General features: G+C 40.5%; 22 protein-coding genes. All 22 read right to left on the reverse strand.

The genetic code is table 11. The features are described 5' to 3' along the window. Positions 1–22: 22 nt before the first annotated feature. Entirely contained in the window at positions 23–226 is a 204-nt protein-coding gene (locus EFT72_RS06740) for a DUF1858 domain-containing protein (protein WP_124066146.1), read from the reverse strand. Beyond that, positions 226–2,634 carry an endopeptidase La gene (lon, locus tag EFT72_RS06745; RefSeq protein ID WP_124066147.1) on the reverse strand — a complete coding sequence of 803 codons (2,409 nt, stop codon included), beginning with the start codon at positions 2,632–2,634 and terminating at the stop codon, positions 226–228. The genes EFT72_RS06740 and lon overlap by 1 nt, the downstream gene beginning before the upstream one ends. Before the next feature lie 96 nt (positions 2,635–2,730). Then, a complete protein-coding gene (locus tag EFT72_RS06750; RefSeq protein ID WP_124066148.1) occupies positions 2,731–3,294 on the reverse strand; it encodes a TetR/AcrR family transcriptional regulator in 564 nt (187 codons plus the stop codon). Between the two features lie 81 nt (positions 3,295–3,375). Continuing rightward, positions 3,376–3,666 (reverse strand): DUF4491 family protein, encoded by a 291-nt coding sequence (locus EFT72_RS06755; protein ID WP_124066222.1) that lies wholly within the window; start codon positions 3,664–3,666, stop codon positions 3,376–3,378. Between the two features lie 79 nt (positions 3,667–3,745). Then, positions 3,746–4,591: a 2-oxoacid:ferredoxin oxidoreductase subunit beta gene (locus EFT72_RS06760; protein WP_124066149.1), complete on the reverse strand. Its 846-nt coding sequence runs from the start codon at positions 4,589–4,591 to the stop codon at positions 3,746–3,748. After that, positions 4,591–6,255: a 2-oxoacid:acceptor oxidoreductase subunit alpha gene (locus tag EFT72_RS06765; RefSeq protein ID WP_124066150.1), complete on the reverse strand. Its 1,665-nt coding sequence runs from the start codon at positions 6,253–6,255 to the stop codon at positions 4,591–4,593. The genes EFT72_RS06760 and EFT72_RS06765 overlap by 1 nt, the downstream gene beginning before the upstream one ends. A gap of 111 nt (positions 6,256–6,366) precedes the next feature. After that, positions 6,367–7,161 (reverse strand): ABC transporter ATP-binding protein, encoded by a 795-nt coding sequence (locus tag EFT72_RS06770; protein ID WP_124066151.1) that lies wholly within the window; start codon positions 7,159–7,161, stop codon positions 6,367–6,369. Between the two features lie 9 nt (positions 7,162–7,170). Beyond that, complete coding sequence (locus tag EFT72_RS06775; protein ID WP_124066152.1) at positions 7,171–8,196, reverse strand: iron ABC transporter permease; 1,026 nt, start codon at positions 8,194–8,196, stop codon at positions 7,171–7,173. Then, positions 8,159–9,106, reverse strand: coding sequence for an ABC transporter substrate-binding protein (locus tag EFT72_RS06780; protein WP_124066153.1), 948 nt, complete (start codon positions 9,104–9,106; stop codon positions 8,159–8,161). Before EFT72_RS06780 ends, EFT72_RS06775 begins: the two co-directional genes overlap by 38 nt. Continuing rightward, complete coding sequence (gene nirJ2 / locus EFT72_RS06785) at positions 9,103–10,113, reverse strand: putative heme d1 biosynthesis radical SAM protein NirJ2 (protein WP_124066154.1); 1,011 nt, start codon at positions 10,111–10,113, stop codon at positions 9,103–9,105. The genes EFT72_RS06780 and nirJ2 overlap by 4 nt, the downstream gene beginning before the upstream one ends. A gap of 143 nt (positions 10,114–10,256) precedes the next feature. Next, a complete protein-coding gene (locus EFT72_RS06790; protein WP_124066155.1) occupies positions 10,257–11,723 on the reverse strand; it encodes an NADP-dependent glyceraldehyde-3-phosphate dehydrogenase in 1,467 nt (488 codons plus the stop codon). A gap of 314 nt (positions 11,724–12,037) precedes the next feature. Beyond that, positions 12,038–12,469 (reverse strand): RbsD/FucU domain-containing protein, encoded by a 432-nt coding sequence (locus EFT72_RS06795; RefSeq protein WP_124066156.1) that lies wholly within the window; start codon positions 12,467–12,469, stop codon positions 12,038–12,040. Positions 12,470–12,530: 61 nt separating this feature from the next. Then, complete coding sequence (locus tag EFT72_RS06800; protein ID WP_124066157.1) at positions 12,531–13,604, reverse strand: substrate-binding domain-containing protein; 1,074 nt, start codon at positions 13,602–13,604, stop codon at positions 12,531–12,533. A gap of 17 nt (positions 13,605–13,621) precedes the next feature. Then, entirely contained in the window at positions 13,622–14,608 is a 987-nt protein-coding gene (locus EFT72_RS06805) for an ABC transporter permease (protein WP_124066158.1), read from the reverse strand. Further along, positions 14,586–16,115 carry a sugar ABC transporter ATP-binding protein gene (locus tag EFT72_RS06810; protein WP_124066159.1) on the reverse strand — a complete coding sequence of 510 codons (1,530 nt, stop codon included), beginning with the start codon at positions 16,113–16,115 and terminating at the stop codon, positions 14,586–14,588. The genes EFT72_RS06805 and EFT72_RS06810 overlap by 23 nt, the downstream gene beginning before the upstream one ends. Before the next feature lie 121 nt (positions 16,116–16,236). Further along, entirely contained in the window at positions 16,237–17,211 is a 975-nt protein-coding gene (locus EFT72_RS06815) for a substrate-binding domain-containing protein (RefSeq protein WP_124066160.1), read from the reverse strand. Continuing rightward, the gene (locus EFT72_RS06820; protein ID WP_164473101.1) at positions 17,201–18,976 is read right to left on the reverse strand and encodes a sensor histidine kinase; all 1,776 of its coding nucleotides are present in this window, start codon (positions 18,974–18,976) and stop codon (positions 17,201–17,203) included. The genes EFT72_RS06815 and EFT72_RS06820 overlap by 11 nt, the downstream gene beginning before the upstream one ends. Next, on the reverse strand, positions 18,954–20,564 hold the full coding sequence (locus tag EFT72_RS06825) for a response regulator (protein WP_164473102.1): 1,611 nt from the start codon (positions 20,562–20,564) through the stop codon (positions 18,954–18,956). Before EFT72_RS06825 ends, EFT72_RS06820 begins: the two co-directional genes overlap by 23 nt. Positions 20,565–20,641: 77 nt before the next feature. Further along, positions 20,642–21,649 (reverse strand): aldo/keto reductase, encoded by a 1,008-nt coding sequence (locus EFT72_RS06830; RefSeq protein WP_124066163.1) that lies wholly within the window; start codon positions 21,647–21,649, stop codon positions 20,642–20,644. Next, positions 21,646–22,707, reverse strand: coding sequence for a galactitol-1-phosphate 5-dehydrogenase (locus EFT72_RS06835; protein ID WP_124066164.1), 1,062 nt, complete (start codon positions 22,705–22,707; stop codon positions 21,646–21,648). The genes EFT72_RS06830 and EFT72_RS06835 overlap by 4 nt, the downstream gene beginning before the upstream one ends. A 3-nt stretch (positions 22,708–22,710) precedes the next feature. Next, the gene (gene xylB, locus EFT72_RS06840; RefSeq protein WP_124066165.1) at positions 22,711–24,231 is read right to left on the reverse strand and encodes a xylulokinase; all 1,521 of its coding nucleotides are present in this window, start codon (positions 24,229–24,231) and stop codon (positions 22,711–22,713) included. A gap of 19 nt (positions 24,232–24,250) precedes the next feature. Next, entirely contained in the window at positions 24,251–25,102 is an 852-nt protein-coding gene (locus EFT72_RS06845; protein WP_124066166.1) for a class II fructose-bisphosphate aldolase, read from the reverse strand. Positions 25,103–25,224 lie beyond the last annotated feature (122 nt).

Here is a 25,224-nt window from a genome sequence, read left to right on the forward strand (position 1 = left end):
AGCAGCCTGTTTTTGTTTTCTTTTATTCTGCTAGATGCTGATTTAATTTATCTACCAATTCATTTACAGGTACACCGTGTACCATACATGCTTCTTCTAGACTTTCCATGGTAGATGAGGGGCAACCCAAGCAGTGCATTCCCATCTCTGTAAAATAAGGGGCTGTCGTCATATCTGCATCTAAAATTTCTCCAATTAATGTATTCTTTGTTATCGCTAAATTCATTATATTACCTCTCTTCTAATATTATTTTTTATTGACTCTATGGATTCAAAGAACCGGCCATTTGCTTCTTTTGGAAGAAAGACTTGTTCTATTCCAGGTAACGAGATTCCTATGGTTTCTTTTAAAACGTCTTCCACGGTTTCTACCGGAATGATGGATAGCTTTTGTTTGATTTCTTTGGGGACATCGGCCAAATCCACTACATTTTCTTTTGGAATTAGTACTTTTTGTATCCCCGCCCGTTCTGCCCCTAAAAGCTTTTCTTTTAGTCCACCAATGGGTAAAACTGCCCCCCGTAAGGTGATCTCACCAGTCATTGCCAGTTTAGAATCCACTTTCTTACCAGTAACCAAAGATGCTAGTGCAGTAAATAAAGCAATTCCGGCAGAAGGTCCGTCTTTTGGCACTGCCCCAGATGGAACATGAATATGAAGATCTTTTTCCTTAAAGTTAAAAGAATTTAAGGGCAACCTGGATTTTAACAGACTTAGAGAAATTCTTGCGGATTCTTTCATTACATCCCCTAGCTTCCCTGTCAAGATAACATTTCCACTCCCTTGCATATCCGTTGTTTCGATAAATAGGATTTCCCCTCCTACAGGAGTCCATGCCAAGCCGGTCACAACACCTGGGGGATTATCCGCCTGTGCCTTTTCGTGCCGGGACACCTTTTTCCCAAGTAATGCCTCTAACTCATCTGACTTAATCGTAATGGGTGGATTCTCCTTTTTGGATACAATCTTCTCCGCTGCGATTCTTGCAAAATGAGCTAACTGCTTTTTCAGCCCTCTCACACCAGCCTCCATCGTATACTCTTCGATTACATTGCGAAGCACTTCGTCTCCCACAATCAGCTGTTCGTTTGTCAAACCATGTTCCTGTAATACTTCCTGAATTAAATGATTTTTGCCAATGTGAAACTTCTCTCCCATGGTATAACTGCTTAGCTGAATTACTTCCATCCGATCCAGAAGTGGTCTTGGTATGTTCTCTAGAGAATTGGCAGTTGCAAGGAAGAACACATCTGACAAATCATATGGGAGATCTAAATAATGATCCGTAAAACTGTTGTTTTGCTCTGGATCTAAAACTTCCAAAAGAGCACTATTGGGATCTCCGCTGAATCCGCCGGAAAGTAGTTTGTCCACTTCATCTAAAACCATAACTGGATTGGTCTTACCTGCCTTTTGAATGCTCTGTATAATTCTACCAGGCATGGCACCCACATAAGTTCTACGATGCCCCCTGATTTCTGCCTCGTCTCTGACTCCACCAAGACTTAAACGTACATAAGGTCTTAAAAGTGCTTTTGCAATGCTCTTTCCTAAGCTTGTTTTTCCAGTTCCAGGTGGTCCCACCAAAAGCAAAATAGATCCCATTTTCTTTTGATTCATCTGCATCACTGCCAGATGTTGTATGATCCGTTCTTTTACCTTTTCCAGTCCATAATGCTGCTCATCAAGGATTTCTCTGGCTTTATTAAGATCAACCGCTTTTGTTTCTTCTTTTTTCCATGGCAGCTTAATTAAATAATCCAGATAATTACGTACCACTTTATAATCGGGCTGATTCGGACTTTGATCTTGCAATTTTTCTAGTTCTTCCAAAGCCACTTCCTTTACTTCCAAGGGCATACCGGCTTCTTCAATCTTACTTTTGTAATCCTGTTCCTTTTTGCCTTCTGTTTTTCCTTCATCAAGCTCTTCCTGAATTGCTTTTAAGTGCTCTCTTAATACCGTTTGTCTATAATTATGGTTTGCTTTCTCTGAAAATTTTTCCGATATCTGCATCTGCAGCTGGATCATCTCTTTCTGCTTTAACAAATGATCCATAAAGCGAAGACTTCGTTCTTTTAAAGACTGTATTTTCAGTAATTCATACCGTTCTTCTCCGGATATCTGTATGAACTGGGATAAGTACATGATCATTGCATTCAATTCCGAAAATCCGTTTATGACTCTCTGATAATGTTCTGATCCAGTAAAGTTTTTACTGATGTCACTTGTTACCTCTTTTAAATATCCAAGCATCTCTTCCATGCTTTTGTCGTCAAGATCAATGGTATCGGGTTCTATTTTATACCCTGCGTACAGGATCCCTTGTTCTTTCTGAAGATCGGAAACCAGCACCCTTTCTGTTAACTTTACAGAAACTTTCACTCCCTGTTCCGATTTTTCCACGTCAGTTGCGGTAAACATTACACCGATTCGATATAAATCTTCTTCCTTCTTCTCTCCATTTAAATTCTGTTTCTCTATCAATGCGATCTTTACGGTTTCTTTGTCGGAAAGAGCCTCTAATTGAATCTCATTGAGCTCATTTAATTGGATTACTGCAGCCACATCTGGCAGCAGAACTCGGTTCGATATTGGGAAAACCATACCCCTATGTTTATATTCAGGTTTCATAAATATCTCCTTTCTCCACATAAGTGAATGTTCATTTACTAAATTTTTATTTTTTAACGGGATTCGTTTGTATCAGTGGAATCCCGTTTGTATCAATTAATTCAAAATTGCTTTCTGTATCACCATAATCATCTCTGTTAGCAATTCTTCCTTCTGTATTTCGTTTCTTCGGTGATCAACTGCAATTGCCTTGACCGGCTGAAACAGGATCGCCACCAAATTATCCTCTTGATAATTCTTCAGTATTTGTTTTTGCTTCATCTCTCTGATCAGGTGATAGATCTTACAGATCCCTCTTTTCCCGGAACAGCTATTCGCCAAAGATGGACAATTGGAAAATTGTTCTACAAAACTAAATTCCTCTTTGTTCTCTAAAATATAGTTATAGTAGCTCCGTATCAAAATCTCAATTGTACGGGCTCCATCGGTTTCCTTTTCTATGCTTTGCAGTAAATAATCAAATATTTCTTCTGAATACTCCAGGTAAATGTCATGAAGCATATCTTCCTTGTTCTCAAAATAGATATATACAGTTGCCGGCGAAACCCCTGCCATCTTAGCGATTTTAGAGACAGACGTACCATGAAAGCCCTCCTGCAGGATCAGCTTAATTACCGCTTCTTTAATGCTTCTCACTTTTTCGTCGTCTTTTTTTCTCATTCCATCACCTCATACTTCTATAATAAACGATCATTCACTTATTGTCAATCATTTTATGCTTTTTCTATATTTATCACCCACTCATTCCTTGTTTCGTTTTGGATTTTCTGGAAACCACCCCTTTTCTACTCTTTTTTTCTGTTCAAACAATTCCTGAATACTCCATAAAAGAGAAAATCCAAGAACCGCAGACAGTACCGAAATTATTTGCCCCGGCAGTGCAGGAGATAGACCGATAAAAATAAAGCCAGAAATCAAAAAAAGGGGCCAGATACTTGTGGTAAAATAATACTCGGCTTTAATGACAACTGGATGCAATACTCCGATCATAAGAAAGGTTAATAATCCAATGATAATTCCATTATAATTCATATAAAATTCCTTTTTATTCATCGTATTCTTATCCCATTGCTTTTATTCGATCTCTCCTGATACAACCTTATTCCAATTGTTATATAAATTCTTTGATCAAATGATCCATTACATTCTTTTTGGTTTTTTGCTTGAGCAGTGGGATTCCATCTCTTAGCAGAGCATGTTTTTTGTGAAAATCCAGCCTCTCTTCCCGGTATAATATCCCGGTTGGAATTTTATCCCCCACTTCCATGGATATCTTGAATGCATTTTGTTTATCGGTGGGATCATAATCCTCTCCCAAAGGAGAGACTATATTTTTATAATAGGAGAATGTATTAATCTTATTAAAGGTTATACAGGGTTGGAAAATATCAACAAAAGCATATCCTGGATATAAAATTGCTTCTTTCATAATATGTACTAGCTGACTTTGATCTCCACTAAATCCTCTTGCAACAAATCCGGCACCAGACGCAAGGGCTAACAAAATTGGATTTAGAGGAGTATTTTTACTTCCATCGGTCTGTACCCCAGTCACATGGCCCTCACTTGTCGTGGGAGAGGCCTGTCCTTTGGTCAATCCATAAATCTGATTGTCATGGACAAAATGAGTGATGTTTACATTTCTCCGAATGTTGTGAATAAAATGATTTCCTCCCTCGCCATAGGAATCTCCATCCCCTGAATTTACAATAACCGTAAGTTCTTCATTGGCAATCTTGGCAGCAACTGCTGCTGGAAGTGCTCTCCCATGTAAACCACAGAAACTGTTCGCACTTAAATATTGAGGTGTCTTTGCAGCCTGTCCAATTCCAGCCACCATCAGTACTTCTTCTGGGTTCTTTCCCAGCTCCTCTAACGCTTTCTTTAAACTATTTAATATAGCAAAATTCCCACAGCCTGGACACCATGCGGTCTCGTAAGTTTTAAATTGCTCCATTAGCTCAAACCTCCTTTCAATATCTCTTCAACAATTTCTTCCCCTGAAATTTGCCTGCCATCGTATTTTAATATACTTCCGTGACAGGCGATTCCTGTCTGTTCTCTGATCAAGGACGCCAACTGTCCTGTGGCATTTTGCTCTACATCAATTAGATTTCTTTTCTCTGCGTATTTTAAAAGTTTCTTTTTTGGAAGGGGATAAATATCTCCAAAAACAAGTGCTCCAAATCCTCCCTTTTTCTTATTCAGAATTCCAATCGCTTCTTTGATGGGACCATACGTAGATCCCCAGCCCAACAAAAGAGTATGGCAGTCCTCTTCTCCAATCAATTCTGGTTCCAAAAGTTCTTCCACCAAACCATCTAACTTTCTCATTCTTTTATCCATCATCTGATTTCTGACTTCTGCGGACTCTGTAATCCACCCTCTTTCATCGTGTTCGTCGCTGTCTGCAGAAACAAGGTGCTTGGTAAGGCCTGGGATCAAACGTTTTGATATGCCATCTTTGGTAATCCGATATCGGAGATATTCCCCATCCTCTTCTGTCGCCGGACCGTTTAACGTGATCCCTGATACATCAAAAGGCTTTACTGAGGCAATGGAATCTCCAAGATATTGATCACTTAGTAAGATCACAGGTATCTGATATTTTTCTGCCAGTTGCAGCCCACGGACGGTCTGATAGAATGCATCTTCCTGATTCCTCAATGCAATGACCATTCTAGGAAACTCTCCCTGAGATGCTGCTATAACAAACTTTAAATCACTCTGTTCTGTCCTGGTTGGAAGCCCGGTCGCAGGTCCTGGTCTTTGAACATCCACCACTACAAGTGGAATCTCTGCAATCCCCGAAAAGCCAAGAGCCTCTACTTTTAGACAAAAACCGCCGCCGCTGGTTCCTGTCATGGCTCTTGCCCCTGCATAGGAGGCACCGAGAGCCATGTTGACTGCGGCAATCTCATCCTCTGCCTGTTCCACCACGACTCCAGCCTCATTTCCTACCGAAGCCAAATATTCCATCACCCCTGTAGATGGCGACATAGGATAAGCGGAATAAAACTTAAGTCCACCTGCTATGGCACCCAAACCCAAGGCTTTATTTCCTGAGATTAGCATATACTCTTTAAATTTACCTTCCAAATGGGGATACTTTGATTCAACACTTTCAAATCCTGCGGCGATTGCTCTTACATTCACATCCAAAATTTCTTTTTTCATTACAGAAGACAACACAGCTTCAACCCCATCAAGGGATTCATGAAAAAGTTTCAAGACAGCTCCCACTGCAATGCTTCCAGCTGCTTTTGCATTCCCAAGCTCCTTTGCTTTTACCCCCATAGGAATGGATATGATCCGTTTGTCCTCTTCCTCTTTTAAAATGCTGCTGTCACACAAAATAAACCCCTGAGATGTTAGTTTGTCTTTATGTAGATCGATTGTTTCGTGGTTTAAAGCGATAATACCATCTAATTTACGACTGTGAGAGGTAATTTCTTCCATGCCAAAACGCAGCATCGCAAAGTTGTGTCCACCTCGGACACGAGACATGAAATCTTTGGTCGTATAAATATAATATCCAGAATATTTTAACAATTTTTCAAGAATTGCAACGGTGGTATCAATCCCTTGTCCTGCGGCACCACCAATTAAAATATTGTACATAGATGTTCCTCCTTTGTATTTTGTCTAATTATATATCATCTATTTTAAATTTACAAGTTATATTCATATAAACATATAAAATTAATAGTTATTTTACGGTTTTTTAAAGTATTAATAATTTTTACACGGATTCGTTTCCTCGTATTTTAATGTAAAGAAATAAGTCTTCCGATTATTTTCAGATAAATCTTTGATATTGATCTGAAATAAATCGCTGATTCTCCTTAATAACTGGGGATCTGCTGTGGGTTTGTAGGCAGCCACGCTTCCCTTTTCTAACAGCAAAATATAATCTGTATAATTAAGAGCCAGATTTATATCATGAAGAACCATAACCACTGTTTTTCCAAATTTACGATTTAGCTCATAGATCTGTTTTATCATCTCATGAGAAACATTAAGATCCAAATAGGTAGTCGGTTCATCCAGAAATAGGTAGGGAGTGTTCTGAGCCAGGATCATGGCAAGATAAGCTCTCTGACGTTCTCCACCTGATACTCTATACATGTTTTGATATCTAAGGGAAAGACAGCCAGAAGCCGTTAAGGCATCCTCCATACGATCACGGTCCTCCGTGGAAGGTCCTCCAAAAGGGGACCAGTATGGAAATCTTGCAGATAATACCGCTTGTTCCACCGTCATATCAGGGATTTCACTGTTTTGCAGCAGCACAGAAACATTTCTGGCAAAGACTTTGGGGTTCATTGTCTCAACCGGAATTCCATCTAGATAAACCTGCCCCTCATCTGGAGTAAGCAGACGGGTACACAGTTTTAAAACCGTACTTTTTCCACAGCCATTTCGTCCAATCAAGGCGGTTATTTTTCCAGATTTTACCGTTAGATTCATATGGTTAATAAATGTTTTTTTGTCATAGGAATAAGAAACATCGTTTAGACGTAACATCAATTCCTCCTATTTTATGGAATCTTTCTGTTTGCTTTTCAGGATCAAATACAAAAAAAAGGGACTACCAATCAAAGACATGAGTATCCCTACAGGCAGCTCATAGGGAAGGAATAAGGTTCTGGCGAATAAGTCACAGAGTATGACAAATATACCGCCTAAAAAAGCACTGGCCGGTATCACAAATCTGTGATCCTTTCCAATCAATAATTTTACAGAATGAGGAATTAAAAGTCCTATAAATCCAATTAATCCGGCAAAACTGACGGCAGCACCAGCTAAAACTGCAGCAATGAATAAATACATACATTTGCATACCAACACATTCATGCCAAGAGACTTTGCCCGGTCTGATCCCAAGCCAAGAAGATTAAGCCCTCTGGAAGAAAACACGGCAGCTAAGATTCCAGTTAAAATAAATGCACCTGGAATTAGTAGAGTATCTGCTGTTACCGCCGAAAGCCCTCCTACCAAAAAATTCCCGGCCCCCACATAGGAATCCGGACTTAAAATCAATACAGCATTCATCCCTGCACCAAAGAGGCTGTTGATCACAAATCCGGTAAGTACAAGCATAAGCCGGGACATTCTGCTTTTCATTCCTATAAACAAAACAAAAAAGGCCGCAAGCATAGCCCCTATAAATGCAGAGAAAGAACGTAAAAAAGGATCTGTATTTAGCCATACAGAAACCAAAAGAACAAAGAAACCAGCCCCTGAATTGATTCCGATAATATTGGGACTTGCCATTGGGTTATTAAGAACAGACTGAATCAACGTCCCCGATACCGCAAGACCGCTTCCAGCAAGAAGCGCTGCCATTACTCTTGGAATCCGTACGATGGTAATGATTTGATAAAGCGGGTCATCGCTTGTTCCATAAAGCAGTACGGAAAAGAAGGTGAAAACAGATATAGGATTGGCTCCCATGCAAAACCCCCAAAAAACCGTTAGAATCAACCCCAAAGCTGATATTCCCGCAAGAAGCCAGCAGCCTTTATTGCTTCCTGTCAAGAATTTCTTTAAGATATTCATAGCTATCCCCCCATCTGGCATTTGGCTTATAGAGAAACATTTCTTTGGGAAGTAATATGTACCGGTTCTTTTTTACCGCTGTAAGTCCATTCCATGCTGGATTTTTTTCAATGCTTTCTACTAAATTTTTTCTGGTCCGTTCCTCGTCATTGCCCATAGGAATCACAAAGATAAAATCAGGATTTTCTTCCAGGATTGATTCCATATTAAATTCCTTTAACAGACTTACATTCTGATCCGCTATATTCCTGCACCCTAGATCCTTTAACATCTTTCCTGTCATGGTTTTTGAATCCTCAACTTTGGCTCCCCCGGAATATGTAATTAGAAATAAAACAGACGGAGACTCTTCAATCTTTTTTCTTTCCGTAATGATTTGTTGAATCTGCGATTCCACCTCTTTTCCATTTTTATCATACAAATCAGATCGGTTCGTTATATCTGTACATATTTTTAGCATGTTTAAATAGTCATTAAAATCAGTGACCCGAAAAAAAACAGTCTGAATTCCCGCCTGTTCTAAAGGTTTTTTCAGCGCCACATGTTCCTTGGTTTCGGACGACAAGAGAACAAGATCTGGACCCAATGCAAGGATTGTTTCTAGATTGGGACGGTTATAGGTCCCTACGGTAATGGTGTCCTTTTCTGGCTGCACTCCTCTTTTATCAAAGGCATCATCTGTGACTCCCACCAACGTTCCACCCGATTCCAACCAGATCTCGGCAAAACTCCCCATCAATGCAACCACCCGTTTGGGAGTCTTCATTTGTATTGTTTGCCCCAGGGAATCGGTAAATGTATTGCCTTTGTCCCCCTCTGTTTGATTTACGGATTCCTGATTAATGCAGCCAAAAGATAGAGAACACGCCAGCAACAATGAAATTCCACAAATAAGACCTTTGATTCTCATGTATTAAGCTCCTTACCGATTTCACTTTTTCTATAAGCACAATAACTGTCTTCTGCCATATAGTCTCCATTATGATAATAGGCCGCTCTGGCGCGGCATCCGCCGCAAGTATCGCCATAGTTACAGTCATGACATTTTCCCCCATAATACTTCGTCCGCAGTTGTAAAAACAAGTTGCTGTTTCTCCAAATCTCATCAAAAGGGGTTTTCCTGACCTCTCCTGCTGATTCGGTCATATAAGCACAAGGACGTACGTCTCCCACCGGACTAATGACACAATAAGACAATCCTGCCAGACACCCTTTTGAGAACCTGGTTTTAACTCCCAGCTCGTTTGCTACCCTGATAAATTGAGGTGCACAGGTTGGTTTGATGTCAATGGGTACTTCTCTTTGTTTTTTCATTATGGTTTCCAGCAAACGTTCATATTCCATAACCTCCAGAGCGGTTTCTTCTAAAAACTTTCCTCTTCCTACTGGAATGAGGAAAAATAGATAATTGGCAATTGCCCGAGAAGCAACACTAAAATCAATAATATTGCTGACTTCCCTTACATTCCAATCCATCACTGTGGTATGTATCTGAAAAGGGAGTCCCGCTTTTTTACAATTTTTAATTCCATCCATAGTCAAACGAAATGCTTCTGGATCGCCTCTAAAATCGTTATGCTTTTCTTCGTTCAGGCTGTCGATGCTGATTCCCATAACTGCAGCTTGGCTTTTCTTTAGTGCTTCTACAGCATGGGTGGTTAATAGCGTTCCATTGGTTCCAAATACGGGTTTTAACCCTACACGGGCCGCATAGGATACCAAATGAAAAATGTCCGGGCGCATCAGAGGTTCTCCTCCACTAAAAATCATGATTTGAAACCCGGCTTTTTTTATCTCACCGATCATCTTCTCCGCTTCTTTTGTGGTTAACTCTTTTGCTTCTTTGTTTCCGGCATCCTGATAGCAATGCCGGCATTTTAAATTACACTGATTGGTGGTAAGCCACGATACGATCATAAGATTGCTCCTCCTATGCTATTAAAAGTACTAGCTTTTTTTCTTTTTATGACTAATTTGTAGAAAATGCAGTAGATATTCTAATGTTTGCACAAAAAAAAGCTGTGCCTTGGCACAACCTTTCTTATCGTTCTATACTTTGATTAATCTGGATCGGATACATTTATGACTGTAACTTTTGGTCTTGACATGGATTCAATGGAATACCGAATTCCCTGCGTTCCAATTCCAGATGCTTTCACTCCTAAAAACGGGAAGTGATCCGGTCCTCGCTCTGTTTTATTGTTTATTTGGACGGTACCCACCTCAAGCCGATCTGCAACGTAAAAAGCTTGATTGATGTTTTGAGTAAAGACTGCAGATTGCAAACCATACTCCGATGCATTTGCAATCTCTATGGCCTGATCTTTATCTTTTACCCGAATGATAGGAAGCACAGGACCAAAGGGTTCCTCCCAGGCAAGGCGCATATCAGTTGTTACCCGGTCAAATAAAGTTGGCTCAATTAAATTCCCCTCTCGTTTCCCTCCAGTTAACAATACGGCACCTTTTTCCTTGGCATCTTCCATCAATTCACACACAAAATCAGCTGCTTTGGAACTAATCAGGGGAACAATTTCTACCTCTTCATCCACTGGATTCCCCGCCCTTAATTTTTCGATTTTAGGTATTATTTTTCCGATCAACTGATCTGCTACGGAATCTATCACTAAAATTCGTTTTACTGCTGTACATCTCTGCCCAGAATAAGAATAACCGCCTGCCACAATGTTCTTGGCTGTCAGTTCCAAATCGGCATCTTCTAGCACAATAGCGGCATCTTTTCCTCCCAGTTCCATAAGCAGGGGAACCATACTGGTAATTCCAGATATATGGGTACCAACTTCCGTACTTCCGGTAAAGTTAATAAAATCGATTCCTTTGTGAGTTGTGATATAATCTCCGATTTCACTTCCCTTTCCGGTAATGGTATTTAAGACACCAGCTGGGAGACCTGCTTCTTTAAAAATTCCAGCCAGATACAATCCACTTAAGCTCCCTTGCGTTGCTGGCTTTAATATAACGGAATTTCCTGCCATCAGACCTGGGGCAATTTTTGACGCGGCTAAGTTAATCGGATAATTAAACGGGGAAATGGCAAGAACCACTCCTAGAGGTTCTCTTCTGACGATGGAAATTTTATTGTGTTTTCCACCCGGAAAACTGTCTCCAGGAATACTTTCTCCTGAAATGTTTTTTCCTGTGTCCGCAGTAAAACGGATAAAATCTGCAGTTCTTTCGATCTCAGACCGGCAGCTTTTTCTATCTTTTGCAATCTCCCTTACCAGCAGTTCCGTAAATTCTTCGATGTGTTGAAGCAATACATCAGAAACCCGGTAAAGCATTTCTGCTTTTTCATCGATTGTGATTTCTCTCCACTTTTTTTGAGCTTCTCTGGCTATTTGGACAACAGAATCAACTTCCTCCTTTGACATTGCAGGAATACTCCCTAACACACTTCCACCAATCGGGGATTTGATATCCATATAAGTTCCGGTTTGACTTTCTACCCACTGACCATTGATTAAATTCCGATACTGATTCTTATCATTTTTAATGGTTGTTAACATGTGATTCTCCTTTCTATTTCCATTGCCTCTCCTTACAATCGGATATTCCGTTGTATGTAGCATTCTATTTTCTTATTTGTTAGAATACTACACTTTGTAATACCAATCAATACGGATTATTCTTTTTTAATATTCTTCATCTTTTGTTTATATCTCAAATTTTCAAACTATACGCTTTTGTTTGTACTATTATTGTTTAATTTGTCATATTATAAAATCATAAAATAAAGGGTTTCATTTCCTATGCACAACCGTTAAGAATGAACTTTAATTATAGCAATCAAAGGGTATTATATCCAGAAACGGTGGAATATTTACACCACACCTTTTCTTAATATGATATTTGCATACAATGCAGTTTCACTGGTCATGATCACAACCGATGAATGTTGCTTTGTTTTCTCATAAAATTCCCATTTGTCCATCTCTAAAAAAGCATCTGCCCCCCGATTGTCCTGCTTTTTCACAATGTCCTTATACTGATCCCATATGGGCGTCTTTACGTCGTCTCCTTGTACTACCTGCATCAAGGTTATCGGATGCTTCACATAGGTATCAAGAGGAAACACTTGCAAGATGGCCTCTAATACTTCCGGTACCCCATGTCCATCCAGACGTATCACCTTTTTCCCGTAGGTATGACCGGGAAAATTTCCATCTCCAATCGTGAGTTCATCTGTGTGTCCCATCTCGCATAATATTTTCAGTAATTCTGGACTAATGATTGGTGGAATTCCTTTTAACATACTATTTTTCTCCTTTTTTCATCAAAAGTACCCACTCTCATTTGAGTGAGTACTTTTTAAATTAATCATATAAATTCTGTGCAATTTCTTCCTGATCCATATTTTCAACTGTATACCACTGACTTCCCGTATCTACATCCGTTATCGACTCCTTTTTCGCCGCTTTTACCGCAAGTTTAACCGTCTGATACCCGATTTCCACTGGTGCCTGGGTAACTGCACCCTTTAATCTACCATCCTTTATTGCTTCTTTGATCATGGTTCCGGAATCAAATGCAATCCCTATAACATCGTCTGCCAGTCTGCCTAAATTTTCGTCCCCAGTAATTAACCCCTCCCCCGTCTTTTGGTTGGAGGCAAAGATACAGATGGTATCAGCCTTATTAAGAATTGTCTGAGCATCCCCGGTCATCAGCGAGGCTTCTACTTTCGAAGGAACTGCAACATCGATTATAACTTCACCAGAATCTCCTTTTTCAGTTTTTGAATCATCCACAAACTTATCATTGCCCACAATGGACACATGCTTTCCATCTGCCTCAATTAACTTTGTTATGGTATCAATAAACCCAAGCCCCCGATTAATAATGGATTCGGATGTGGCATCCTGATTCAGCACCCCAATTCTTACCTTTGAAGGGGAACTTGTAATCCGTTCCTTTATGAGAGGAAAGGTGTTTTCAGCCGCCACTGCCCCTGCTTTATAATTATCCGTTGAAGCATTGCAGACAACTGCCCCCTCCGGTGCATCGGGCACACCAGAATCAAATCCAATAATTGGAATCCCAACATCCATTGACTCTACAATGCTGTCATTTAAGGCCGATACATCAAGGGCTGCCAAGCCAATCGCCGCTGGCTTCATTTGAACTGCATTATTCATCAACTGAACTTGTTGTGCAATGTCAGATTCGGAGTCTGGTCCTTGATATTCTAGATGAACTCCCAGTTCTTCTGCTGCCTTTTTTGCCCCCTTATAAACAGCCTGCCAGTACTGGGATTGGAATCCCTTTGCAACCATATAAACCGTTATGGGATCTGCGTTGCTATTTGCCTCACGTTTGCAGCCTCCAGCCATTGCCGCTATCATCGCCGCCAACAAGATCACACGCACACTTAAAGTCTTTCGCTTCATAAAAACCCTCCATTTTTTTACCTCTTTTTCCGATTCCGATATACATCTGCAAACACAGCAACAATTAATACCAGACCAGTTGCTACCTGCTGATAATGAGTCTGCAGTCCCACGAAGGGAAGTCCTGTTTTTAATACAGAGATGATAAATACACCAATCATGGTTCCTGCAATGGTTCCAATTCCGCCTGACATCGATGTGCCTCCGATTACAACTCCAGCTATGGCATCCATCTCAAATCCAGCTCCTCCTCCTGGCAATAATGTAGAATAAATGGTAGAATATGCAAGACCTGCCAGTCCTGCAAATGTCCCGCTGATGATATAGGCAATCATTAAATAATGATCTACATTAACTCCAGAGAGCCTGGTTGCCTCTTTGTTGCTTCCAAGGGCAAGAATATAGCGCCCCGTTCTGGTTTTGTTTAAAACCACTGCCATGAAAATAGCAGCCGCTATCAACAAAACAAATCCAGTGGGAATCAGCATTCCATCTGCTGTCTTAATCTTAAATATCGCTCGGTACCATCCCTCTGGATCAGAACCAGACTTCCAGGTAACGGATTGTGCTCCTGTGATGATGGATCCGATTCCTTTGGACAGCATCATGGTCCCCAGGGTAGCTATAAAGGGAGGCAGCCCCATTTTCGCTACCAGCACTCCATTTATCACTCCAAAGATTGTACCGATTAAGATACAGACAACAATTACCATCCAAATGGGCAATCCAAGATTAACACTTAAATAGCCAGCCACAAGACCAGACATGGTAAGAACGGTTCCAATGGATAGATCAATCCCTCCCGTGGCGATCACAAAACAAATTCCAATTGCCATAAAACCGATATAATAAGATGCATCAAATATATTAACCAGTGTACTGTAAGTAGCAAACCGCGGATTTAAGAAACCAAAGATCACATAGATTGCAATCAGAGCAGCCAATGCCACCAATCTTTGGGCACCCATTGCCTTAACAACTTTATTGTTTTTCAGTCGTTCCATCTTGTTCTCCTCCTTCCAGTCGTAACGTAGCTGCCGCCATAATCTTCTCCTGCGTTGCCTTTTCTATGGGCATATCCCCCGTAACACGGCCCTCACACATAACAAGGACTCTGTCACTCATTCGTAAGATTTCCGTCATTTCAGAAGAAATCATTATTATGGATTTTCCTTTTTTAACCAAGTCATTCATCAACTGATAGATCTCACTTTTTGCCCCAACATCAATTCCTCTGGTTGGCTCATCAAAAATAAGAATGTCACAATCTCGTATCAACCATTTGGCAAGAACTACTTTTTGCTGATTTCCTCCCGATAAATTCACCACAAGCTGATTCACACTCGGGGTCTTGGTATCTAAAATGGCGGCATATTCTTGTGCCGTTTTTTGCTCCTTCCTCTTATCAATAAACCACCCTTTTTGAAATCTGGATAAAGAAGCCATTGTTGAGTTTTCTGCTACTGTTTTCTGGATGACAAGGCCGTAACGCTTCCGATCCTCCGACAGATATCCAAGTCCAAGGTGCACCGCATCTTTCGTGGACCGGATCTTTACCTGCTTTCCGCTTATTAAAATCTCCCCCTGATCCTTTCGATCCGCGCCGAATATAGCTCTCGCCATCTCTGTCCTTCCTGCTCCCATTAAACCAGAAACTCCAAGAATTTCTCCTTTATGAAGTTGAAAGCTAACATCTTTTACCATATTTCCGCTGCTTAAATGTTTCACTTCCAATCTCACACTTGCCTGATTTAACACCCTGCTTTTTTCCTTTGGTGTTTCATAGATGACACGACCTACCATCATACGAATAATTTCATCTTTGGTACAATCTTTTGTCACAATCGTTCCTACATACCCCCCATCCCGCATGACCGTAACCTGATCCGTAATTGCTTTTACTTCATCCATGCGATGGGATATATATACGATTCCCAGACCTTTTTTCCGTAGATCCCCAATGATTTTAAAGAGCTCGCAAATTTCAGATTCTGTTAACGCTGCCGTTGGTTCATCAAATACAATTAGTTTGACTTCTTTGGAAACTGCTTTGGCAATTTCACACATCTGCTGACGGCCAATGGTTAAATTCCCCATCGTCTCCGACGGATCTATGTCAATATGTAAACGTTGAAACAATGCTTCTACCTCTTTGATCATGAAAGAATCATCAATGATGGTTCCCTTTAATCGTTCCCGCCCAATAAACAAATTTTGGGCAACCGTTAAGTGATCAATCATATTAAGTTCCTGGTGAACCATTGCAATTCCAGCTTCCATTGCTTCCCCTGGAGAGCGGAAACTGATCTGTCTTCCTTCAAACTCAATGGTTCCAGAATCCTTTGTATAGATTCCCGTTAGAATTTTCATAAGCGTTGACTTTCCTGCACCATTTTCTCCCATCAAAGCGTGAACTTCCCCTTTGTTCACGGTAAAATCCACATGATCCAAGGCGTGTACACCGGGAAACGTTTTATCGATTCCTTTCATTTTTAGTAATACATCGTCCACACCCTCACCTTCCTTCTTAATCATTTTCATTCATGATTTAAGTATATCGGTTGGTGGGATTTTTTTAATAGAATATCTTACTTGAAAGGAAGAATATTTTCCTTTTTGTGCCAATCTCTTATCAAAAAGGAAATAATAGTTTTTGATTCTCATCCGTATAGATGTTATCTCGTGTTATAATTTCTGTTTCACAGTAAACTTCAGTCTCCCCAACCTCCTTTTTTACTGCTTCCAGAGATTTTAGAACAGCCAGATACCCCATATTAAACGGTTTCTGGACTATCAGTGCATCAATGATTCCTTCCTCTAAGTATAAAATTCCTTCCACGTCATTATCAAATCCAATTACGTGGACACGGTGAGCGACCCCCATTTCCTTAATGGCGCGTGCCACTCCCACGGTAGAATATAAATTTAATCCAGCAATCAAATCTACATCCGGCTGCTCTTTTATTAATTTTTTGGTTAACCTGCAGGCCTCTAAATAATCTGAGTTGCTGTATAAAACCGTTTCGATTCTATCCTTAAAATCCCCCAACCCTTTTGAAACTCCAGTCTCTCGCTCAATGGCCGTGGAGGCTCCTGGAATATAGGACATAATTGCAATTTTACTTCCTTTTTTAACATATTTTTTCATCAAAATCCCCATCTGGAGCCCAGCCTTTTCATTATCCGTCCCCACATAAGCGGCTTCCACATTCTCACTTAATTTGGAATCCACCAAAACCAGGGGAATCCCTGCTTCTTTAATCTTCCTTACCGTATCTGTCATCTCCGAATACTGAATGGGAGATAATATAATGGCCGCCGGCTTTCTTAGAATGCTTTCTTCGATAAACTGTTTCTGACTTTGACAATCATTTTCCACATCAGGAGCCAATATTTCCAAGGTGACCTGATTTTCTCTTGCCGCACTTTGAGCACCGGAGATCATGGACATCCAAAAATCATTGGTGGGATCTTTTACCTTTGGAATCATAATAATAGTCATGGAATCTTTCTTATGTAAACTAGCCAACGGATTAGAAAATGCCATAACGATACTTGCTGCTATGGCAATCATGCCCATCAAAATATAACTTCTACTAATTTTCATCTGCCACCCCCATACATTGATAAGGAATCACTACCGTCACAATTGTGCCAACTTTTTCCATGCTTTCTACGGTTATCCCATATTTACAGCCATAATATAACTGCAGACGATTCTGCACATTTTTAATCCCCACTCCATTGTGTTTTTTGCCAGATGACCTCTGGGAATCAAAAAACAAGTGTTTCAGCGTTTCCTGGCTCATTCCGATTCCATTGTCCATAACCTGGATTCTTACTTCTTCTCCTTGTCGATAACCGGTAATTAAAATTGTCCCCTGCCCTTTCTTATATTTTAATCCATGGTATAATGCATTTTCAGCCAAAGGCTGTAATACCAGTTTAATTATGGAGCCACTTAAAATCTCTTCATCCACTTGGATTTGAAACGATACTTTGTCCTTATACCGCATTTGCTGGATGCGTAAATAATTTCTGGTATACTCCAGTTCCTTAATCAATGGTACAAACACAGAGGATGTCCCAATCGCCTGTCGAAAGAACCGGGCAAGGAATGCTGTCATTTGAATGGCATTCTCTGCATCGTTGGTTTCAATCAGCCAGATAATCGAATCCAATGTATTATAGAGAAAATGAGGATTGATCTGAGCTTGTAGAGCCTTTAATTCACTTTTTTGCTTTTCCTCCTGTTCTGCAAGATTTTTTTTCATTAATTCATTGACCTTTTCGGTCATTAAATTAAAGGACTGAATTAGTACCACAATTTCTTCTTCGCCTTGGGCATCCACTTTAATCTGTCCAAATCTGCCCTCCTGTACTTCTTTCATAGCTATCTGAAGCTGTTTGATGGGCTTTATTATAGCTCCAGCCAGAAAAATGGAGATAAGTATTACTAGTGCAACAAGTACCAGTGCTGCCCCCAAATACATGACTTTTATGGTGCTTTCATCCCGAACCAGTTCCGATGTATCTCCCACCAATACAATCGTCCAACCAGTTTTTAAAGAATGATAGGGTGTGTAGATCTTACTTCCCCTCTGTTTGCTTTGATTTGAAAAACTCCCCTTGCGTTTTACTACCTCGTTTAAAAGTTCATGTTTTAGTCCGCTGAGTATCAGCTGCTGCTGATCGTGATAGATGATTTCTCCCTTTTGATCCACAATATAGACGTAACCTTTTCCACCCAGACGAAGAGACTCACATAGATCTTTGATCACATCATAATTCAAATCAATAATTAATAGTCCTTCCACCATCCCTGTCCTTTGATTGATGATACCCCGGGTGAGGGAAACTACCCATTTATATTCATTTTGCACCAAATTCTGTACATGAGAGGAAGAAATCGCAATGTTTACACCTGCTTTTTTTGCCTCTTGGTACCACTCTTTCTGATACAGTCGTGCATAGGGATTTAATTGTTTCTTTCCATCATTGATAAAATACCTTCCGTTATTACCTAGAATGATTATATTGCAGATATCTTTTCTCATATGTAGAAAGGTCTGGAATTCTTCCCCAATACGCTCCCTTCCTTCTATCTCCTTGTCTTCAAATAGATACTCCTTTATGTTCCGGTTATTGAGTATGACCTGAGAGATATTTTCCATGGTATCAATATAGTTTTCTATATTTAGATTGACCTGCTCAATGAGCTGCCCATTGTTCTTAATTGAGAGTTCTTTTACACTCTCTTTGGTATAATGAATGGAAAAAAACATAAAGATTACAACAGCAAAAAGGACCAGATAAGAAAAACAAATCACCATATGGGTTCGGATACTTTTAAATTTTATCCTGATATTCATACCCCCCTTTTTTTCCAATGATAGATTTTGCATAGTCTCTGGGCGTTTTTCCAGTTGTTTTCTTAAAAATGGAACTGAAATAATTGGAGTCACTATAACCGCAACGTTCTGCAGCCTCATAGGTTTTCATGGAAGGATTTTTCAACAATTCAAGTGCATGTTCCATCCTTTGCTTTGTCAGTGCTTCTACAAACGTCATCCCCGTATGATTTTTAAAGACAGAGCTAAAATAACTGACACTAATGGAAAGTGTTTTACATAGTTTTTGCAAGGTAAGATCACCGTCGGAATAATGCTCATTGATATACTGTAGAGCAAGCATGGCCTGGTGCTCCCCATAGTTCGTCCGGTTTTTGTTGATCCGATCAATTGCCTGTTCAAAAAACTCCAATACCTTTGTTTCCATCTCTGTCAGATAGGAACATCGGTACAATCCATAAAGTAACTCCTGTTCTTTCATAAAAAAAGACTCTTCCACCAGGTTTAGCCGTTCCAAATGATTCATAACAGCCAAAATAAAGTTCTGATACAGAACCACAACTTTACTTTTTACTACCCATTTTTCCTGACATTTTTCCCGTACTACATATAATTCATTTCTTACTTCTTCCATTAAATTGCTTTGCACTGCCAGAAGGATTCGTTTCTCATGTACCTTATCATAGATGCTGCTATTAACATTCATTCGTGCTTTCTGATAGTTCTCCCACTCATACATTCCGGCTTTACAATCGAGATAAAGATACTCTTTTAGTTCCATTGCGGTCTGGTAAGAGATATTGATCTGTTCTAGAGTCGTAACGCAGGTCCCAATCAGACAAAATAAGGTTTTTCCCCATCGATTCCAAATCTGAGTTTTTACAGTCTGACAGATGATACGTACTTCTTGTTTCAGAAGAGAACTGTTTTTTTTCTTTCCAAAGAAAACCATGTTTTTATCATTTCCCTCAAATGGTATGATCTCCTTCTCCTGCCCAAATACGGTCTTAAATTCTGATACAAGTGAAAGAATTTTCTGTTTCCCCAACCCCTCTTTTGAATATAAAATCACTGCACAATAACAATTCCCGCTAAAATCCATCTGAAATTCTGACATCTTTTTGTATATGGTAGTACTGTTTAATCGCTCTTCAGCCAGTTGCAGTAGAAACTGATTTTTTAAAATTGGGTAACTATCCTTATAATAGGAAAGCACTTGCTGACTTGCCCTCTCGTCATCAAGTACACATTTAACCTCTCTTAATTTCTCCATTAGTTCCATGGAAGTTACTGGTTTTAACACATAGGAGAATACGTGGTATTCTACCGCTTTTTTTGCATATTCAAACTCATCATAACCGGTTATGATTACTACCTTGCTCTTCCTTTGATTCTCATATACAAATTTCGCCAGATCAAGCCCGTCAACATAAGGCATACAAATATCAGTTAAAATAACATCTATCTCTTGCTGATTTATAATTGGTATCGCTTCCTGCCCATTGGCACAGGTACCAGTTAATTCATACCCCAATCGATTCCATGGTATTTTTTTGGAAATCCGTTCTCTGATCAGTATTTCATCATCGATTAATAATACCTTATACATCACACATCCCTCTTCCCATAAGAAACAGTAAAAATTCCGGAGTAAAAGCATAACTCCGGAATAATTCTATTCTTCTGCTACGTTACGATCTGCCCTTCTTCGTCCCACAAGTCATGCCAGTCTTTTGCCCCTTCCCAGAGAAATACCTGGCCTTTTACCAACCGGTTATTCCGTTCCAGAGTGGAGATTTCTTTCATCTCTTTGGGTGTAAGAGGATCCTCTGTCATGGCTTTTAGGTTACTCCTATATTCTTGTTCGTGTATGGAAAAAGGAATGGGAATCTGTCCCCTCTGCTGTGCCCATTTTAGAGCAATTAACGCTGGGTGTACCCCATGAGCGGCAGCAATTTCCTTCATCTTCGGGGTTTGAAGATCCGCAATGTCTTCTGGGCACATATCTCGTTCTGGTCTTTGTGGAGACCCAAGGGGCATAAATCCTACCGGCTGGATCTTATTTGCAACCAGATAATCAAACAATTCTTTTTGCTGAAAACAAGGGTGAAGTTCCATCTCACAAGCGACCGGTTTGATCTTCATCCGCGGAAGAACTGCCTTTAACTTTGGTATGGTCATATTGGAGATTCCAATGTTTTTTATAAGCCCTTTTTCCACCAGTTGTTCGCACTGTTGATATGTATTTAAGAATTCCTCTGCGCGAAATGGTCTAGAATCAGGATTGCGGGAATCTCCATCGCAATGGGGCGCATGATAATTGGGGAATGGCCAGTGAATAAAAAAGATATCTACATAGTCACAACATAAATCTGCAATGCTCTTCTTTGCAGATTCCTCCACTTTATCGTGCATGTCGTTCCATACTTTTGTTATAATAATTAGTTCTTCCCGTTTGACTACGCCTTTGTCAAATGCGTTTTGAAATACTTCTCCGATTAAGCTCTCATTCCCATAGCAAGCAGCACAATCAAATAAACGATATCCACAGCGAATGGCTCCGGCGACTGCATTTGATACTTCTTCTGAGGTAAAACGATCTGATCCAAACGTTCCCATTCCCACACATGGAATTTTCTCCCCTGTATGTAAGGTAACATTTGGGATCAAGGTTTTATTTATTATCTCTTTCATCTTTCCTCCTGCTCTTCATTCATCAGTAAGATTTTCCCCTTTACAAGTTCTGGGGTTTTAAACATCTGGAATGCTTCGTTTGCCTGACTCATGGGCATCTTTTTATAGATAAGTCCAGAATCAAATTTTAACTGACCCGTCGCAAAATAATGAGCTGTCAGCTTCCATTCTTTTCCAGGAAAAGGCGAACTATAAGACATCCAGGAACCTGTTAATTTAAATTCTTTTCGATTCATGTTTTCCCACATAGCTGGAGTGAAAGATAGATCCTCATGAGGCGTTCCTATAAAGCATACATGAGATTTGTTCGACGCTAGTTCAAACGCCATCTGCATGGTTGCAACCTGTCCTGCAGTTTCAAATACAAAATCAAAGCCTTTCTTTCCGGTTATTGCCATGGCAGTTTCCATATAGCCATCTTTGGTTGTATTTATGGTTTCATCTGCTCCCAGCTTTTTAGCAAGTGCCAGCCGTTCTTCACTGACATCAAATACCACTACTTTTTTGGCTCCAAATATGTTTGCCCATTGCATGGTAAACAGGCCAATGGTCCCCCCTCCTAAAACAGCGACTGTCTCTCCACCTTTATAATCATTTAAAAAGACTCCATGAAGTGCCACGGTAGATGGTTCAAACATGGCTCCCTGTTCGTAGGAAATACTTTTGTCAAAAACCACTGCATTTTTTTCTGGTATCACCACATAGTCTGCATTGCTTCCCTGCTGTCTGGAACCAATAAAGCTGTAGTGTTTACACAAGGAGAAATTCCCATTCTGACAATCGTCACACTTCATACAAGGAATTAATGGTGCACCAGAAACCCGGTCCCCTACCTTAACATCTGTTACCCCTTCTCCAATTTCAACCACATCCCCGGAAAATTCATGTCCTAGGACTATGGGATAAAAATGAACTCCATGGTGTAACACTCTTGGAAGATCGGAACCGCATATCCCCGATGCCTTTATTTTTACTTTCACGGTACCCGCCTCTGTCTTTGGTTCCTCGTAATCTAAGTATCTGACATCTTCGTTGGCACATACAACTGCTGCTTTCATTCTTTAACAATCCCCTTTCCCATTCATTAGTTCTTTCAAGTTTTCATACAGTTTAAGATAGATTCCATAGTTCTCATCATAGACCTGTTTGTTTTTTGCATTTGGTACATGGTAGCGCTTGTTTTTCACGGTCAGCTGAATCGCTTCCTCGTAGTTTAGATACATGCCCACTCCTACTCCGGCAAGAATGGCAGCCCCCATAGTTGTGGAAGTATCCGATGATAAAACCGCAACTGGCTTTCCTGTGATATCTGCTTTAATCTGCGTCCACAAAAGGGAGTTGGCAGAACCTCCCATGGCCTTTAGTACCTGAACGTTTGCACCTGCTTCCTCTGCTGCATCTAAGTTGTGTAAAAGTGAAAAAGCAACCCCTTCCATAACCGAACGAATAAAATGTCCTTTGGTCTTTCTAAAATCCAAACCATAAAATACGCCCTTTGCTTGTGGATTCCAGATGGGGGAACGTTCTCCCATCATATAAGGGAGGAATATAAGTCCATCACATCCTGGGGCAATCCTTTCCGCCTGTTGATTGAATAAATCCAAGGAGCATTTCCCTCGTTTTCCCCCTTCTTCTCTTTCATGCGCTCCAAATTCTTTCTCCAGCCATCGCATGGCACCGCCTCCGCCGGTTGTTCCCCCCTGTAACAGCCATCGGTTCGGAATCACATGATAGCTGAGTATCAGTCTGGGGTCTGCCTGACAACGGTCACAGCAAATACTCATGCCCCCAGCCTGACCTCCCTGTTCCTGGGTCTCCCCTCCATGGATCACCCCTGCACCTAACGTTCCACAGGCGGCATCCAGACCGCCTGCAACCACAGGGATTCCTGCGATCAGCCCTGTTTCTTTTGCTGCAGCTGGGGTTACATGACCTATGATTTCATCACTGGGATACAAGTCTGGAAGTAGATCCGGGTCAATTGAAAGCGCTCTGCACATATCCAGATCCCAAGTTCCATGGTGCATATCAAAACAGTGCAGCCCATACCCTTGAGACAGGTCCTGTGTCATATTTCCCGTCAATTTAAAGGCAATATAACTGTTGGACTGGAGAATCTTTGCTGTTTTTCTGTATACCTGTGGCATATGTTTCTGATACCAGATGATTTTTCCAGTGCTGTAAGAAGGTTGGAGTGTGTTCCCAGATAAACGAAAGATAGAATCTTCCCCTATTTTCTGATTCTGCTCTTTGCAGATTTCCTTTGATCTGGTGTCCATCCAGATGGGAGTATTGGTTAAAACTTCCCCTTCTTTATCCACAGAAACGGCAGACCAGCTTTGCCCGGCAACTCCGATTCCTACAATCTCTTCTGCCCGGACTCCAGTCTGAGTAAAGATCTCCTTTACTGCGCTGCATACGGCCATCCACCACTCCATGGGGTCTTGTTCTGCCCATCCAGGTTTTTTATAATAGACTCCATATTCCCCATTGGCGGCTGCCATTACTTTCCCATCTTTATCAAACACGGCTGCTTTGCAGGCACTTGTTCCGATATCAATTCCTAATAAATAAGGTCCCATTGTGTCCTCCGTTAACCTGTTAATCTATCTTATGATCACAGCCACATACAATCATACGTTTTTTAACCAGATCTTTGACTGCCTCCATCCCAGCCTTTCCAAGGCTTTTGGGATCTATGGTCTCCGGGTGTTCTAAAAACAAATTTTTCACCGCATTTGAATAGGCCCCTCTTAATTCTGTTGCAAAATTGACCTTACACATCCCTCTCTGCACGCACTCCTTTACATCTTCATCTGTAAGTCCAGAAGCTCCATGAAGAACCAATGGAATGGAAACAACCTTCTTAATCTCACTAATTCTTTCTTTGTTAAGGATAGGAGTCTTTGCATAAAAGCCATGAGCCGTTCCAATTGCAACCGCCAGAGAATCCACTCCGGTTCTCTCCACAAATTCTTTGGCTTCCATAGGCTTGGTGGTGGTTTCTTCTTCTGAGAATAAATCATCTTCCTTTCCTCCTACTTTTCCAAGTTCTGCTTCCACTGGAATGTTACATACATTTGCAATCTCTACCACTTTTTTTGTAAGTGCTATGTTGGTTTCAAAGTCTTCTATAGACCCATCAATCATCACCGAAGTATATCCAACATGGATGGCACGCACTACAAGTTCCAGACTATTTCCATGATCTAGATGGAGGCATATGGGAACGGTTGCTTTTTTTGCTTCTGCAGATATCATCGCCTGATAGGTCTCTAGTTTTCCATATCGTACGGTTGATGGTGTGGTCTGGAGCATAACTGGTGCTCTCAGTTCTTCTGCCGCTGCAATGACTGCTTTTACCATCTCCATGTTCTCTACATTAAAAGCTCCCACTGCATATCCACCCTTTTGAGCGTCAGACAGCATTTGTATTGATGTGACGAATGACATATGGCTTCCTCCTTAAATATGTACAATTTTTTGTTTCATTCTCTTTTCATTATATTGGATTTGCACAAAATTATAAGTAGCGAACGAGACAAACAAGGGGCATTTCTGTCGTGTTCTCGAAC

It is taken from the genome of Clostridium sp. E02, assembly GCF_003833015.1.
Classification (GTDB): domain Bacteria; phylum Bacillota; class Clostridia; order Lachnospirales; family Lachnospiraceae; genus Lacrimispora.

What these genes read in the sequence shown, in the direction of transcription:
- EFT72_RS06755 (WP_124066222.1), bottom strand. Translation starts at nt 3,666, where the DNA reads ATGAATTATAATGGAATTATCATTGGATTATTAACCTTTCTTATGATC.
- EFT72_RS06790 (WP_124066155.1), bottom strand. Translation starts at nt 11,723, where the DNA reads ATGTTAACAACCATTAAAAATGATAAGAATCAGTATCGGAATTTAATC.
- EFT72_RS06830 (WP_124066163.1), bottom strand. Translation starts at nt 21,649, where the DNA reads ATGAAAGAGATAATAAATAAAACCTTGATCCCAAATGTTACCTTACAT.
- EFT72_RS06740 (WP_124066146.1), bottom strand. Translation starts at nt 226, where the DNA reads ATGAATTTAGCGATAACAAAGAATACATTAATTGGAGAAATTTTAGAT.
- EFT72_RS06770 (WP_124066151.1), bottom strand. Translation starts at nt 7,161, where the DNA reads ATGTTACGTCTAAACGATGTTTCTTATTCCTATGACAAAAAAACATTT.
- EFT72_RS06765 (WP_124066150.1), bottom strand. Translation starts at nt 6,255, where the DNA reads ATGTACAATATTTTAATTGGTGGTGCCGCAGGACAAGGGATTGATACC.
- EFT72_RS06775 (WP_124066152.1), bottom strand. Translation starts at nt 8,196, where the DNA reads ATGAATATCTTAAAGAAATTCTTGACAGGAAGCAATAAAGGCTGCTGG.
- EFT72_RS06800 (WP_124066157.1), bottom strand. Translation starts at nt 13,604, where the DNA reads ATGAAGCGAAAGACTTTAAGTGTGCGTGTGATCTTGTTGGCGGCGATG.
- EFT72_RS06845 (WP_124066166.1), bottom strand. Translation starts at nt 25,102, where the DNA reads ATGTCATTCGTCACATCAATACAAATGCTGTCTGACGCTCAAAAGGGT.
- EFT72_RS06795 (WP_124066156.1), bottom strand. Translation starts at nt 12,469, where the DNA reads ATGTTAAAAGGAATTCCACCAATCATTAGTCCAGAATTACTGAAAATA.
- EFT72_RS06835 (WP_124066164.1), bottom strand. Translation starts at nt 22,707, where the DNA reads ATGAAAGCAGCAGTTGTATGTGCCAACGAAGATGTCAGATACTTAGAT.
- EFT72_RS06825 (WP_164473102.1), bottom strand. Translation starts at nt 20,564, where the DNA reads ATGTATAAGGTATTATTAATCGATGATGAAATACTGATCAGAGAACGG.
- EFT72_RS06805 (WP_124066158.1), bottom strand. Translation starts at nt 14,608, where the DNA reads ATGGAACGACTGAAAAACAATAAAGTTGTTAAGGCAATGGGTGCCCAA.
- EFT72_RS06750 (WP_124066148.1), bottom strand. Translation starts at nt 3,294, where the DNA reads ATGAGAAAAAAAGACGACGAAAAAGTGAGAAGCATTAAAGAAGCGGTA.
- nirJ2 (WP_124066154.1), bottom strand. Translation starts at nt 10,113, where the DNA reads ATGATCGTATCGTGGCTTACCACCAATCAGTGTAATTTAAAATGCCGG.
- lon (WP_124066147.1), bottom strand. Translation starts at nt 2,634, where the DNA reads ATGAAACCTGAATATAAACATAGGGGTATGGTTTTCCCAATATCGAAC.
- EFT72_RS06780 (WP_124066153.1), bottom strand. Translation starts at nt 9,106, where the DNA reads ATGAGAATCAAAGGTCTTATTTGTGGAATTTCATTGTTGCTGGCGTGT.
- xylB (WP_124066165.1), bottom strand. Translation starts at nt 24,231, where the DNA reads ATGGGACCTTATTTATTAGGAATTGATATCGGAACAAGTGCCTGCAAA.
- EFT72_RS06760 (WP_124066149.1), bottom strand. Translation starts at nt 4,591, where the DNA reads ATGGAGCAATTTAAAACTTACGAGACCGCATGGTGTCCAGGCTGTGGG.
- EFT72_RS06815 (WP_124066160.1), bottom strand. Translation starts at nt 17,211, where the DNA reads ATGAAAATTAGTAGAAGTTATATTTTGATGGGCATGATTGCCATAGCA.
- EFT72_RS06820 (WP_164473101.1), bottom strand. Translation starts at nt 18,976, where the DNA reads ATGAATATCAGGATAAAATTTAAAAGTATCCGAACCCATATGGTGATT.